This is a genomic window from Companilactobacillus sp. HBUAS56275 (assembly GCF_036913655.1).
GTDB classification, from domain to species: Bacteria; Bacillota; Bacilli; order Lactobacillales; family Lactobacillaceae; genus Companilactobacillus; species Companilactobacillus pullicola.
This window is the reverse complement of the sequence record NZ_JAYKKK010000001.1, coordinates 127,388-141,808: the sequence shown is the minus strand read 5'-3', so window position 1 is coordinate 141,808 and position 14,421 is coordinate 127,388. Positions and strand designations below refer to the sequence as shown.

The 14,421-nt window shown below is 36.1% G+C and carries 16 protein-coding genes and 1 riboswitch; of the genes, 4 read left to right on the top strand and 12 right to left on the bottom strand.

Annotation, left to right across the window (positions count from 1 at the left end):
* Positions 1-41: 41 nt before the first annotated feature.
* From U8526_RS00685 to U8526_RS00630, 12 genes are all read right to left on the bottom strand, one after another.
* Entirely contained in the window at positions 42-1,286 is a 1,245-nt protein-coding gene (locus tag U8526_RS00685; RefSeq protein ID WP_334340039.1) for a tetratricopeptide repeat protein, read from the bottom strand.
* A gap of 65 nt (positions 1,287-1,351) precedes the next feature.
* Complete coding sequence (locus tag U8526_RS00680) at positions 1,352-1,627, bottom strand: HU family DNA-binding protein (RefSeq protein ID WP_010019909.1); 276 nt, start codon at positions 1,625-1,627, stop codon at positions 1,352-1,354.
* Positions 1,628-1,815: 188 nt separating this feature from the next.
* Entirely contained in the window at positions 1,816-3,129 is a 1,314-nt protein-coding gene (der, locus tag U8526_RS00675) for a ribosome biogenesis GTPase Der (protein WP_334340038.1), read from the bottom strand.
* Between the two features lie 11 nt (positions 3,130-3,140).
* Positions 3,141-3,800: a (d)CMP kinase gene (gene cmk, locus U8526_RS00670; protein WP_334340037.1), complete on the bottom strand. Its 660-nt coding sequence runs from the start codon at positions 3,798-3,800 to the stop codon at positions 3,141-3,143.
* Between the two features lie 61 nt (positions 3,801-3,861).
* Positions 3,862-4,974 carry a LysM peptidoglycan-binding domain-containing protein gene (locus tag U8526_RS00665; RefSeq protein WP_334340036.1) on the bottom strand — a complete coding sequence of 371 codons (1,113 nt, stop codon included), beginning with the start codon at positions 4,972-4,974 and terminating at the stop codon, positions 3,862-3,864.
* 90 nt (positions 4,975-5,064) lie between these two features.
* A complete protein-coding gene (locus U8526_RS00660; RefSeq protein ID WP_334340035.1) occupies positions 5,065-5,616 on the bottom strand; it encodes an ECF transporter S component in 552 nt (183 codons plus the stop codon).
* Between the two features lie 78 nt (positions 5,617-5,694).
* Positions 5,695-5,814, bottom strand: a riboswitch (FMN riboswitch).
* Positions 5,815-5,901: 87 nt separating this feature from the next.
* Positions 5,902-6,627, bottom strand: a complete 726-nt coding sequence (locus tag U8526_RS00655; RefSeq protein ID WP_334340034.1) for a pseudouridine synthase — start codon at positions 6,625-6,627, stop codon at positions 5,902-5,904.
* On the bottom strand, positions 6,614-7,141 hold the full coding sequence (gene scpB / locus U8526_RS00650; protein WP_442886186.1) for an SMC-Scp complex subunit ScpB: 528 nt from the start codon (positions 7,139-7,141) through the stop codon (positions 6,614-6,616). Before scpB ends, U8526_RS00655 begins: the two co-directional genes overlap by 14 nt.
* A gap of 19 nt (positions 7,142-7,160) precedes the next feature.
* Entirely contained in the window at positions 7,161-7,883 is a 723-nt protein-coding gene (locus U8526_RS00645; RefSeq protein ID WP_334340032.1) for a segregation and condensation protein A, read from the bottom strand.
* Positions 7,883-8,275: a RibT protein gene (locus U8526_RS00640; protein ID WP_334340031.1), complete on the bottom strand. Its 393-nt coding sequence runs from the start codon at positions 8,273-8,275 to the stop codon at positions 7,883-7,885. The genes U8526_RS00645 and U8526_RS00640 overlap by 1 nt, the downstream gene beginning before the upstream one ends.
* Before the next feature lie 14 nt (positions 8,276-8,289).
* Positions 8,290-9,210, bottom strand: coding sequence for a site-specific tyrosine recombinase XerD (xerD, locus tag U8526_RS00635; protein WP_334340030.1), 921 nt, complete (start codon positions 9,208-9,210; stop codon positions 8,290-8,292).
* A gap of 10 nt (positions 9,211-9,220) precedes the next feature.
* Entirely contained in the window at positions 9,221-10,081 is an 861-nt protein-coding gene (locus tag U8526_RS00630; RefSeq protein ID WP_334340029.1) for a CvfB family protein, read from the bottom strand.
* Positions 10,082-10,369: 288 nt separating this feature from the next.
* Here U8526_RS00630 and U8526_RS00625 point away from each other — a divergent pair, with 288 nt between their 5' ends.
* The 4 genes from U8526_RS00625 to U8526_RS00610 all read left to right on the top strand — a co-directional run bounded on the left by U8526_RS00625 (position 10,370) and on the right by U8526_RS00610 (position 14,420).
* Positions 10,370-11,491 (top strand): NAD(P)-dependent alcohol dehydrogenase, encoded by a 1,122-nt coding sequence (locus tag U8526_RS00625; RefSeq protein WP_334340028.1) that lies wholly within the window; start codon positions 10,370-10,372, stop codon positions 11,489-11,491.
* Between the two features lie 181 nt (positions 11,492-11,672).
* Positions 11,673-12,551: an ABC transporter ATP-binding protein gene (locus U8526_RS00620; RefSeq protein ID WP_334340027.1), complete on the top strand. Its 879-nt coding sequence runs from the start codon at positions 11,673-11,675 to the stop codon at positions 12,549-12,551.
* The gene (locus U8526_RS00615; protein ID WP_334340026.1) at positions 12,544-13,305 is read left to right on the top strand and encodes an ABC transporter permease; all 762 of its coding nucleotides are present in this window, start codon (positions 12,544-12,546) and stop codon (positions 13,303-13,305) included. The genes U8526_RS00620 and U8526_RS00615 overlap by 8 nt, the downstream gene beginning before the upstream one ends.
* Complete coding sequence (locus tag U8526_RS00610; protein ID WP_334340025.1) at positions 13,302-14,420, top strand: sensor histidine kinase; 1,119 nt, start codon at positions 13,302-13,304, stop codon at positions 14,418-14,420. Before U8526_RS00615 ends, U8526_RS00610 begins: the two co-directional genes overlap by 4 nt.
* Position 14,421: the final 1 nt, after the last annotated feature.

Genomic DNA, 14,421 nt, shown 5'->3' with positions numbered 1-14,421 from the left:
TGGAATTCTAAATAGACACTATTCTTTTTTAGAAAGATATATTAAATCTGATCTAGTAAATCATGCATTTCCTCATTATCTGGATCTTGTTTTAAGTACAACTGAATGACAGGCTTGAGAACATCATTATTACCCGTGCTACGAAGGATTTCAATTAAATCTGATAAGTAGTCCAGATTATCCTTAAAATCGTCGAGAACTAGCAAAATATTCTCCTGAGCCTTATCAACGTCGTCAGTTTCAAACTCTGACTTAGCCAAATTCCAAACTAGTTTTGGATTATTACTGATGTCACGACCATTCAATAAGTCAAGATTGCTCTTGAATTGACCCTTAGTTACATAGTAATCACTCAATTTGATTACTAGTGGCAATGGATTTTCAACTGTCTTGATTCCTTTTTCGATAATCTTGATAGCACCCGTAGGGTCTTCAGCAGTTCCGGCATCAAAAGCAATTTGGTAAAGTTTGTCATCCAACTCATTTAAGTTCAAACCTAGTTGAGCATACTTAAAGGCATCGGAATTCTTCTTAATGTTTAAATAATCTTCAGCCAAAATAGAATAGGCAGTTGGGTAATCACGGTTAGTCTCCAACAATTTTTCTAAAATACTGATTGATTTATTATAATTTTTAACTTGATTATATAAGAAGCCCAATTGGAATTGAGCATCTTCATTTAATTCGATGGCATTTAAATCTTCATATGCAACAATTGCCTCTTCATACTGGCCATCCCCCGCTAAAGAACTAGCCTTCCGTAAAACAATTGAAATACCAGAATAATTCTTGATACCCATATCTAGTAACATATCGTAATATGTCAAAGCCTTACTGAACTTATTCTCATCGAAATATACTTCAGCTAAAGCAAACTTGAATACTTCTTCATCGGGAAATTCTCTGATACCGTTCAATAATTTTTGTTCACTAACTTCATACAAACCTTGGGATTGATAAATATCGGCTGAAACCAACAAATTCTCAGCATAGGCTGGTGAGTCGGGCGTAATCTGAGAAATATAATTTAGGGCCTGATCGGTATTTCCATCTGACACGGCAATTTCAGCCAAACGAGATAAAATTTGTCCTTCAGTTGGATACATGGCCAATAAATGATCGTAAATCGTCTTAGCTTGGACAGATAGACCACGGCTCATTAACGTTTCTGCTAGTGAAAATTGTGTCTGATCATCGTCTTGGGCAATTGATTCTTGAATCAATGGATCAACTTTTGAAAAGTCACCATCATCAATTGTTTCTATAACTTCATCTGCTTTACTCAAATTGTTACCTCCGTATTTTTGCGTAAAAAAAGACGGTCTAATGACCGCCCCTAATTAAAAAAGAATTATTTAACTGAATCCTTCAAAGCCTTACCTGGTTTAAATGCAGGAACCTTGCTTGCAGGAATCTTAATTTCTTCACCTGTTTGTGGGTTGCGACCCTTACGAGCTGCACGTTGACGTACTTCGAAGTTACCAAAGCCGATCAATTGAACTTTGTTGCCTTCTGATAAGTTTTCTTGGATTGTTTCAAAGACTGCATCAACAGCTGAAGTTGCATCCTTCTTTGTCAAACCAGTTTTACTTGCTACACTATCGATAAGTTCAGCTTTATTTGCCATATGTAAAAATACCTCCGAAATTTGTAAAAAATTTAGAACACATGAACTATTTGAATGCGTTCATTATTCTATTTACAAAACTACCATAGGAATGTCGATGTGGCAAGCATTTAGGCCGTTTTTTACGATAATTTCTTTTAAATATAAATATATTCATAAAAGCGTGTGAAATACCACCGTTTTAGGTTCTATTTACGTTTTCTAGGCAAGATTTTAATTGGTGTTCCTTCGAAGTCAAAAGTATCTCGCAATTGATTCTTCAAGAAACGTTCATAAGAGAAGTGCAACAATTCATTATCATTAACGAAAACAACGAATGTTGGTGGTTGAATAGCCACTTGTGTCATGTAATAGATACGTAATCTCTTACCGTTAACCAATGGTGTTGGTGCAATTGAAGTAGCACGCAACAATAGATCATTCAGAACAGCTGATTGAATTCGACGGTGACGGTTATCGAAGACACGTGTTACTAGTTCTGGAATTTGGTCTAAGCGTTGACCCTTAATTGCTGAAGTAAAGAGAATTGGAGCGTATGACAAGTATTGAAATTCAGCTCTAATTTGATTCTCAAAGTCTTGCATGGTATGCGTATCTTTCTTTAAAGCATCCCACTTGTTGACGACGATAATAACACCTTTACCAGCATTATGAGCGTAACCGGCAACACGTTTGTCTTGTTCACGAATACCCTCTTCAGCATTCAATACAACACAGACAACGTCAGACTTATCAATGGCACTCAAGGCACGCAATACAGAGTACTTCTCCGTATTTTCATAGACCTTACCACGTTTTCTAATACCCGCAGTATCGATCATCGTGAAGTCCTTGTCGAGTTTTTCATCATGGTATTTAGTATCGACGGCATCACGAGTCGTTCCTTGCATGTCAGAAACGATAACACGCTCATCGCCTAAAATAGCATTAACTAATGATGATTTACCAACGTTGGGACGGCCAATAAAACTAAATTTGATTGACTCGTCGTCCTCATCCTTATCTTCATTAGGAAATACTTTTACGATCTCATCCAATAAATCACCCAAACCAGTTCCTTGTGAACCGGAAATAGGATTAGGATCGCCAAATCCTAATGAATAGAAATCATAAATATTTTCACGTTGTTCTGGGTTATCAGCCTTATTAACTGCTAGGACAACAGGTTTCTTTGTACGGTAGAGAATCTTAGCAACATCCTCATCCTCTTTAGTAACACCATTTTGTCCATTAACAATAAAGACAATAACGTCAGCTTCATCAATCGCAATTTCAGCTTGGTTCTTGATTTGGACTGACATCTTTTCTCCGCTCATTTCAATACCACCGGTATCGATCAAACGGAATTCTTTTCCAAGCCAACTAGCACGTGAATAAATACGATCTCTAGTTACACCCGGTGTATCTTCAACAATAGATAATCTTTCATTAATTATTCTATTGAAAATAGTAGATTTACCAACATTGGGGCGTCCTACTAACGCAACTACTGGAACAGCCATAATCTACCTCCCTACTTATGTTCATTAACTATTTCTGTAACTTTTTTAACAACTTCTTCGATGGTCATATCTGAAGTATCAACTTCGATAGCATCGTCTGCCTTCTTCAATGGCGAAATTTCACGATGTGAATCCTTGTAATCGCGGGCAGCAATTTCATCTTGCAATTCTTTCAGTGGCGTATTGATACCACGCTCAAGGTTTTCCTTATAACGTCTTTGCGCACGTACTTCTACACTCGCAATTAAGAAAATTTTTACTTCCGCATTAGGCAAAACAGTCGTTCCAATATCACGACCATCCATGACAATATTATTATTGTTTGCCATATCACGTTGCATTTGAACCAATTCCGTTCTAACTTCCTTGATTGCTGAGACTTGAGAAACGTTATTAGTAATCTCTTCTGTTCGAATAGCATCTGAAACGTCCTCATCATCTAAGTAAACGTGTTGACCATCTTCTTTATTAAGAAAATGGATCTTGTGTTCAGACATTAACTTCAAAATATTGAAAGTATCACCATACCCTACATTATTCTTTTTTGCAAGTAATGTTACTGTACGGTACATCGCACCAGTATCACAATAAACAAAATCTAAATTTTTGGCAATTAATTTAGCAATAGTACTTTTACCAGCTGAGGCTGGTCCATCGATTGCAATTTGCATCTAATTTCTCTCCTTAATAAAAGGGCCCAGACAAAAATGTCAGAGACCCTTAATTACTTATCTATTTTACTCTTAATGTTGTACCTGGTGTCAATGTACCAACATTACCATTCATACTCTTTAATTGAGCAGTAGTTAAATTGTTGTTGTAAGCAATTCTAAACCAGTTGTCACCGGCTTTTACTGTATAGTATGAAGCTCCACTGTTGGCATTACTATCAGTAGTGCTTGAAGTATTGGAACTGTTGGAACTATCAGTACTATTTGATTGGTTAGCTTGTGATTGTGAATCTGACGTAGTTGCGTTAGAAGTACTGTTATCACTTGCTGTAGTATTGCTGCTATCTGAAGCAGTATTACTATCATTATTTGTTGCATTTGAATCTGAACTATTATCTGTTGTACCAGAATTACTATTACTGTCAGTATCGTTACTTGAAGAATTGTTGCTGCTTGTTGACTTCTTTGTTGTTGTCTTCTTAGTAGCCTTCTTCTTAGGTGTAGCTTTCTTGGTAGTTTTCTTCTTCTTAGTTGACTTATCTTTATTCTCAACTGATTTAGCAGATTGAGTACTATCTAAGTCACCGCCGCCACTACCTTTGACTGCGTTAATAACTACTGGTGTGAACATAATAATAATCAGAGCAATTACCAAAGTAACAACCAAAGTATGATTGCCACGTTGTTTCTCTTTGGTTACAGCACGAGAGACATGTCCATCATCATCGGTATCAGTGTCGAAACTCTTTTCCCAAGGTTTAGCATCCTTGGAATCATCTGCCTCTTCATCATCTACTGGTTCTGATTGATCAGCTTCAGGTTCCGATTCTTCTGGAACAGACTGGTCATCCTGAGGTGCTTGTTCATAATTATTATCGTCATAGTTTGGTTCAGGATTAGTATCTTGTTTTGCTTCGCTTAAATGATCTTGGCTTTCTTCAGATTGAAGATGATCCATAGAATCCTGATTCTCATCCATCGCTGAATTATCAGTATCTTCTACGGGTGCATCATTAGAAGTTTGATCGTCAGAAACCGCACTCGTAGGCGCTGTACCATCACTAATTAGATGATATTTCTTCAAATCTTCGAGACTAACCGATCCCTCAAGTCCTTGTGTGGATTTAGGAACGCGAGAATCGCCAGACATATTGTTTTTATCCTTATCGGCCATTAAAAACCAACCTCCTAATTTCTATCTCTTAAAGCATATCATAAAAGTTTAAAATTTTTCTTTAAAGATTTATAAAATTCCGTTAGTTTCTCATTTTATTGAGAAATGTCCCTTAATACGTGGATAAACAATCATTGTAGCGGCTGAAATAATCAGTGCCTTAACAATATTAAATGGTACCACACCTGTTGCCACATATTCGGCCAAACTCATATTAAGTTTCATTCCAATCACGCCCATGTAAAGTGGCATCACGACAAAGTAATTTAACAGTGACATAATAACTGTCATTACCACTGTTCCTGAGATTACAGCCATAACCTTTTGATTCTTCTTCCAAAAGTAATTGAACGGTAATAATAGAGCAACTGAACCTACAAAGGCAGCACCATTACCAATCAAACCGGCTACACCACTCCCAGTCACGATAACATGTACCATAGACTTCAATAACGCTATCAGAACACCACCAACTGGACCAAAAGCAAAGGTTCCTATCAAAGTTACCACATCACTTAAATCAACCTTTAAGAAAGGTAACCAGAATAAGATTGGAAATTCAAAGAACATCAAAATTGTTCCTAAAGCAGCAAAGACCGCCACTCCAATTAACTCGTGCATTTTATCTAAACTTTTCCCCATTAAAATCAACCTCTTCAATTCCAATTGATTTCCAAAGAAAAAAGGCCTATTTTGGGCACACCAAAACAGACCTTAACCTTCTGTTTTCTTTCATCTAGACTTTAACTATCGGTACTGGAATTACACCAATTCAACCAGCAATGCTGGGTCGCGGACTATACCGCCGGTCGGGAATCACACCCTGCCCTGAAAACCAATTATTTAATTTTATACACATAATATAGCAGAACGCTTGTTACAGTTCAACTGTAGAGTTTTTTGATGTTTGAACCAATTACCTATAAATTAGCGATTATCTTGTTTCAACTGAGCGACTTCTTGTCTAGTTAAATCACGATACTTTCCGGATACTAAACCGTTCAATGTCAAGAAACCATAGTTCTCACGAGCCAATTTTTCAACCTTGTGACCAACAGCATCGAACATATTCTTAACTTGATGATTATGTCCTTCATGAATAGTTATTCTAACGATTGAAAAGTTCTTTTTCTTATCCTTAGACATAACTTTGACTTTCGCACGAGATGTTGTGTAATCCTTAAACTTGATTCCAGATTCTAATTTCTTGATTTCTTCAGTTTCTAGAATACCTTCAATTTTAGCCACGTAAGTCTTGTCTACGTGATAACGTGGGTGCATCAAATGATTGGCGAATTCACCATCATTTGTCAACAACAATAAACCAGAAGTATCGTAATCTAAACGACCAATTGGATAAACACGTTCTCTTACGTCTTCTTCCAATAAATCAGTAACTACTTTTCTGCCTTTGTCATCTTTAACTGCAGAAATCACCCCACGAGGCTTGTACATCAAAATGTAACGTTTTTTTTCTGTTTCAAGAGGCATCCCGTCGACTTCAACTTTATCGCTGTGGTCTACTTTAATACCCATTTCGGTAACTACTTTGTTATTTACTTTAACATGACCCTTGGCAATCAATTCTTCTGATTTACGTCTAGAAGCAACACCGGCATCTGCCATGAATTTTTGTAATCTAACTTTCTCCATCTATATCTCCTATTTCGGAACTATCCTCAAAATTTTCTATTTTTGGTAACTCTTTTAAATCTTTGATCCCAAAATAATCAAAAAATTCATCAGTTACTACATAAAGATTAGGGTGACCGGGAACATCTTTTTTCCCATTTTCCTTAATCAGTTTTCTCATCAACAAAGTATTTAAACTACCAGAACTCTGGACACCACGAATCTCGTCAATTTCAATTCTAGTAATTGGTTGACGGTAGGCAATGATCGACAATACTTCAAGCGCTGCCTGACTTAATTTGGTAGCCAAGCCTGTTTTAAAGTACTTTGTTAAAAGTTCATTGAATTCATTTTTAGTAACTAATTTGTAATTCGAATTAAACTCAACTAATTCGACGCCAGAATCGACATCAGTCATTAATTTTACTTTTAATTCTTCAATATTTTGCCTTAAAGCTGCACTATCTATTTCCAAAAGTCCAGCAAGATCCTTTTCTTTAATACCTTGATCTCCGGCTACGAATAATAATGCCATTATTTTTGCTTGATACACATTAATTCCTCAATTCAATAAATAGCTCACTTTGAAAATCATCTTGACTAACTGAAACTAACTGTTTACTAGCCAATTCCAAAATAGCCATGAAGTCGGTAACTATTTCTTCGATATTATTGTTTAATTTCAAAAGGGCTTTAAAAGTCATTTTCTTAACTGATCTCAATTCGCCCATAATATTATTGGTTGCATCCTCAATTGATAATGTTTCATTTTCGATTGTTTCAGTCTCTGGTTGATGATTCTTTTGAGCTCGCAATAATTCAGCATAAGTGGCTGCCAAATCATCTAAAACTACCGAACCGGGTTTCAAAAATTGATCCAATTGCTCTTTAGGCAAACTAACCTCCTTATCAAACTGTTGCTTTCTGACTTGCTCTTTTTGTTCAAAGTAAGCCGCTACACGTTTATAAGTTTGATATGTCAAAAGTTGTGAAACCAATTCATCACGGGGATCTTCTTGAATTTCGTCTTCAATTTCATCTGGAGCTTGAGGCAATAACATCTTGCTCTTAATTGACATCAAAGTCGATGCCATCACTAGATAATCACCGGCAATGTCCAATTGCAATACCTTCATACTCTTCAAATAATCAATATATTGTTGAGTAATTTGAGCAATGGGAATGTCATAAATATCTACTTTTGATTCTTTGATCAAATGCAATAATAAATCAATTGGACCTTCGAAATCAGTTAAAACTAAATTTAATTTTTGCATTAGCTATTTTCTTTTTCTTTCATATCTTTTTCTAGTTTTTGTTTATTCTGACGCCACTGTTGGATCTGTTTACTTAAACTAAAGTTACCTAAAATAACTAGATCAGGAAACTTCTGTTGCACGTCGTCAAAAATCTTATAAACGTTACTCTGAGAACGATATGAAGGATTCAATGAAATATATTCAATAAAAACTGTATTGTCCGAAAATGATAATGCGACAATACCTGAATAATCTTCCATATTGCTTTTCCAAAGATATAACTGACGGTTTTCATCTTCGGAATATAGTTGCAATTCTTGCTCGAGGTTATTCAAATCCTTGAGGTCGTTGATATAAGATAAAAAGCCCATAGCAATTTTCTTATTCTCATCACTATACTTACTAAGCATCCATATCCTCCTATCTAAGCTCTTGGAAAGGCCTTATTGTAAACTTGCTTCATTCTTGTCTGGTTGACATGCGTATAAATTTGGGTCGTTGAGATATCCGAGTGGCCTAATAATTCTTGGACAACTCGAAGATCAGCCCCATTTTCTAGCAAGTTAGTTGCAAACGAGTGTCGTAAAGTATGCGGTGTTACATCTTTTTTGATACCGACCTGGGCAATATATTTTTTGATCATGCGCCAAATTGATTGACGTGTTAATTTCTTGCCCCGAAAATTCAAAAAGACTTCTTTTTGTTGACCATATTTGGCAACTAAGTCTTTTCGAGTTTCCGCAAAATATTTTTTCAGCCACTTTACAGCTGTATCGCCAATTGGTAAAAGTCGTTCTTTATTCCCTTTACCAAGAGTTTTAATCAGTCCTAAGTCCAAATGTAAATCATCCATACTCAAGTTAACTAACTCACTGACACGCAACCCCGTCGCATACATCACTTCAAAAATTGTCCGATCTCTGATTCCTAAAGGTGTAGAGACATCAGGTGATTCAATCAAAGAATTAACTTCATCCATTGATAAGACAACTGGCAAATGTGTTCCCTTTTTAGGTGCATCGAGTTCATTCATCGGATTGGCGTGGATCTTATCAATAATCTCCATCCACTGATAAAAACGTCTCAATGACGAAAACATCCGCATCTGTGAAGTTTTAGACTTATTTTCTTTATCCTGACTGACAAAAAATTGTGTCACCACAAAATGATCTTCGGGATAAAATGGAATTTTTTTCTGTTCCAAAAAGCTACTGAATTCTAATAGATCTTGTTGATACGACACAATTGTATTCTGCGACAACCCTCGATCCAAGCGCAGGTAACGAGCATAGTCAACGATTGTATCAATCATTTTTTGATTCTTAATCGATAATTTCTCACTCATATGGTTACCTCTATTTGAGATAAGTGTAGCCGTCTTTTTGCTCAATCTTATGTTGCTTCATAAGATTACCCAAAGCACGCTTGAAACTACCCTTACTGATACCAAAGTACTCTTTAATATCATCAGGATCACTCTTATCCGTATAAGGTATTTTATTATCACGAGCATGCTCCAAAACCGCTACGATCATTTGAGCATCCGGTGTGATTTCTTCATAAGCACGAGGTCTCATTGATAAATTCAAACGACGGTGACTAGTACCAATGACACGAGCCTTAACATGTTGTCCAATATGAAGTGGTTGTGATTGTTCTTCAACGTGAATGAAACCAATGTAGTAACTTTCAGTCATGACGAAAGCACCACTTTCTCTAATGGCAATAATTGTTCCTTCTTCATCCTTGTTCTTAACATCAGCCCCGGGACTACGAGCAATTTGCGTATAGAGTTCGATATCGGCCAATTTACCCCAAAGTCTACCCTTGTGATCAATATCCAATTTGACCATTAAACTATCGCCCTTTTTAGGCCATTCAGAATGTTCAAAAGGAAGGTCATCTAAAGAAACAACGATATCCTTATCGTCCAAACCGATATTAACGAACACGCCAAGGTCAGTTCTAACTTCGGTTACTTCAGCGAAGTCCCAAACACCTTGCACAACAAAAGGCATTACGGTTGTCATTTTATTTTTATGAGCTTGATTTTCATAAAGAAAACCACTGATCTCATCACCCAATTCAGGAATTTCTGTTAATTCATTCAAATCTAAAGCAAACGTCTTACCGTCAATTTGAACGAAAGCTTCATCTTTATTTAAATCGGTCACAGTACCCGTCAATACTTGACCATACATTTCTGTTATATCCATATTCACCATACTCTTTATATTAATTTTCTTTGCTATTATATTTTACCAGTTTACGTTACATAATACTTTTAAGAATTTGATATTTTCGTAAATTAATTTTTTACCCTGAAAAATTAATCTATACCATGTGGTGATTGAACTCATTTTCACGATAAAATTTTATAAAATATGGCTGTTTAACAGCATAATTATTAAAATACGTTTGAATTATTTCAAATATTGTGAAATAATTTCTTGTGTAGTAAACGTTTACAAAAACATTTTATTTTGGAAGAGGGTTCCTTTGTTATGAAAATTAAAGCTGCTGTTGTTGATAAAGTAAATGATCCATTCGTTATTAAAGACGACGTTGAATTGGCCGATCTTGAGGATGACGGTCTACAAGTCAAAGTTGTCGCATCTGGTATTTGTCATTCTGATGAAGCATTGCGTAAGGGTGATGCTGCCTTTAGTTTTCCAGTAATTCTAGGACATGAAGGTTCTGGTATTGTTGAAAAAGTCGGTAAGAACGTTAAGAACTTCAAACCCGGCGATCACATTATTATGTCATTTTATTCATGTGGCGAATGCGACAATTGCTTGAAAGGCAAACCAACACAATGTCGTAACTATGCCAAATCTAACCTTTCTGGAACACGTCCTGATGGTAGTGATCACTTCACTGAAGACGGTCATCATGTCAGCGACATGTTCAATCAATCATCATTCACTACTCACACAGTTATTTCTCAAAGAAATGCCGTTAAAGTTCCTAATGATCTTGACTTGAGAAAATTAGGACCTCTTGGCTGTGGCTACGTAACTGGTAGTGGTACTGTCTTCAATACCCTTCAACCAAAACCCGGTGACACTATTGCAGTCTTTGGTACAGGTGCTGTTGGACTAGCTGCCATGATGGCTGGTAAGATTTCTGGCTGTGTCAAAGTTATTGCTGTTGATATTGTTGACTCTCGTTTGGAATTAGCTAAAAAGATGGGTGCTACTGATGTCGTTAATAGTAAGAATGAAGATGCTGTCGAAGCTATCAAGAAGCTTACTAACGGTTTAGGTGTTGACTGGGCTGTTGATACAACTGGTGTTGAAAAAGTTATGACCGATTCTATTGCTGCTTTAACACAAGGTGGTACAACTGCTACAATTGCTGTTACACCACACAATATCACCATTAGTACTTGGAATGATCTTTGCGTTGACGACAAGAAGATCGTCGGTGTCAATATGGGTGATTCTATTCCTCAAATCGACATCCCTCGTTTGATTGAATTCTACAAGATGGGTGTTTTCCCATTCGACTTAACTGAAAAGTTCTATGACTTCGATCAAATCAATGAAGCTGATGCCGATTCAGTTAGCGGTAAGACTATCAAGCCTGTTTTGATTATTGATAAAGATTATAAACCTGAAGATTAGTATCTTTGAACTCCCGACTTTGGTTAGTTGGGAGTTTTTTTGTGGTTTATGTTTTCGTAACACATATATTTTTACTAATAGAATATGACATTTGTCATACGATTATGTGACATTCCTTACTACCGCAATTTTTCTCAAATTATTAAACTATGGTTATCAAATCGAAATCGAGGAAATAATCATGAGCCCCATTTTAGAAATTTCTCATATCAAAAAATCGTTTAAACACAGAATCATCTTAAATGATATCAGTTTTAACTTGCAGCCCGGTTCCGTAGTTGCGTTAGTTGGTGCTAACGGTGCCGGCAAAACTACTCTGATGAACATTATTTTAAACTTGCTCCCTTCTGATTCAGGACAAGTCAAAGCCTTCAGTGATCATGACTGGCGTGAGATCACAGGTGTCATGATGCAAGATAATCTGTCTCTTGGCCGTATCAAAGTCAAAGAAATTATTAACCTTTCACGTAGTTACTTTAAGCATCCTCTCCCCTTCCAAAAACTATTGAGTTTGTCAGGATTGGAAACTTTAGAAAATAATTACATGAATCAACTTTCCGGTGGTCAAAAACGACGTTTAGCGTTTGCTCTTTCACTATCAGGCAATCCTGATATTCTCTTCCTCGATGAACCAACTGTTGGCATGGACAGCAATGCTCGGCACGACTTTTGGCAAGAAATTTCTAAATTACGAGAAAGTGGTAAAACTATTTTCGTTACTAGTCACTACTTAGAAGAATTGGAAAATATTGCTGACCGTTTTCTTATTTTACAGAACGGTGTCATTGCTTTTGACGGTTCAATTCAATCATTACGAAACATTCAAGGTAATAGTCTGGTCGAATTCGATAGTAAATTAAATATCAATACTTTTTCAAATTTTCAAAGTATTATCTCGATTGATCGACTAGGACAACATTTTCAAATCGTGACTAATGATCCTAACAAATTAATCACTTCTATTACTCCCTATCTAGCCGCAATTAACAATCTTCAAGTCAAACAAACTAACTTAGATACCATGCTATTGAATTATCAGGAGGGACACGATCATGACTAATTATCTATTCCAGACCAAAATGAATTTCAAGAGAATTGTTTTAAGGAATAAAGCTTTCTTCTTCTTTGATATGCTTTTACCAATTATCTTTTACCTGCTTTACACCAAAATACTAACTACTGGCATCCCCACAAAGGCTTTGGCAGCTTGGAATGAGGATTATCTGATCAGTATGATGATTTATAGTTGTATGCTCGGTGGTGTCATCACGACTTCTAATACTCTTTTAGATGATCAAACTAGCCACTTTAAATTATTCGTTAGTCTCAAACCAATTTCTAAATTTCAATATTATTCATCAATGGCACTAGTGTTTATCTTCTTAAATCTAATTTCCTCAATTCTGATCTGTCTAGTTGGTATCTTTGTCAATCATGTTAATCTTTCTATGCACCTACTGGTAACACTTATTGGCATCAACATTCTAGGAACGATTCCTTTAATCTTAATTGGCGCCTTAATTGCTTTAGTTAAAAAGCCTAATACCGTTAACCTGCTCAATAATCTAGTGGTCTTTCCACTAGCAATCATCAGTGGCCTGTGGTGGCCCATTCAGGTCATGCCTAATTGGTTACAAAAGATTGGTAAGACCACACCTACATATCAACTATCAAACCTGGAACAAACTTTGTTGCATAAAGGATTCATCAATTGGTATGCAATTATTAATATTTCAATTTGGTTAGTGGTGATAGCTCTGTTATTCTTAATATTATCTAAAGTTCAAAAACAAAAGGGGATCGTTTCCGAATGAATAAATTTTTAGATAAATATGTCCTTTTTCCCAAAAGATTTGGCTTTATGCCCTACTTTTGGGTTTTTTCATTATTTTTAATGGCTGGACAAATTTTAATTACCCAGCATCCTTTCAACTGGTTTTACTTATTACTCGTTTTAATTTTTTTAAAATTCTATCGTGACGGCTATTCTATCAATCGTTGGTTGTGGTTAGATATCGGTATACAACTGCTCATTGCAGCCTACTTCACTTTAAAATTTCCTAATGGTGGTGGAACTTTCTTTATCTATACGGCTTGGGAAATTGGCTCTCTTCCATATAAATTAAGGGATTTCTTGCGTTATCTCGTTCTATACTTAGTCATATCGTTAAGTTGCGTACTTACTTTTATCCTATTTACTCCTACAATAAAGGAGTATGGTCCCTTTGGAATCATTATCGCCCTTACTTTTACCATTGGGTCACCAATTGCGGCACGTTCCTTAGGTAACAGTTATCGTCGCTCCTATCGAACTAAACAGACCAATCGCCGTTTGGAGACCATCATCAAGCAAAACGAACGTGATCGTATTGCTCAAGATCTACATGACAGTTTAGGACAGTCATTCTCCTTAATTACTTTAAAATCTGAGTTAGCTACTAAATTGATCGACAAAGATCCAAAAAAAGCTCAGCAACAATTAAAGGACATTGCCCAAACCTCTCGCGATGATCTCAATCTGGTTCGCCAAATAGTAGCGGATTTGAATGCTCAATCAATCGCCAGTGCAATGGTATCCGAGGGAAAAAACCTTGATCTAGCCCAGATTCAACAAATTTCCATCAACGAAGATGTTTCTAATACTTGGCCCAAAGATATTCAACACACTCTGGCTGCCATCATTAAAGAAACGACCACTAATGTTATCCGTTACAGTCACGCCAATTTAATGAAATTTACCTTTGAAGAAGATGCTTCCAATTATTTCTTAGATATTCATGATGATGGTATTGGTTTTAAAGGTGCTACCGATCATATCTCCTATGGCCTAAGTGGTATGACTAACCGTTTAAAAAGCATTAACGGCACTCTTAAAGTAACTTCCGATCATGGTGTTTATTTACAAATCTCAATACCAAAGAAGGATTAAT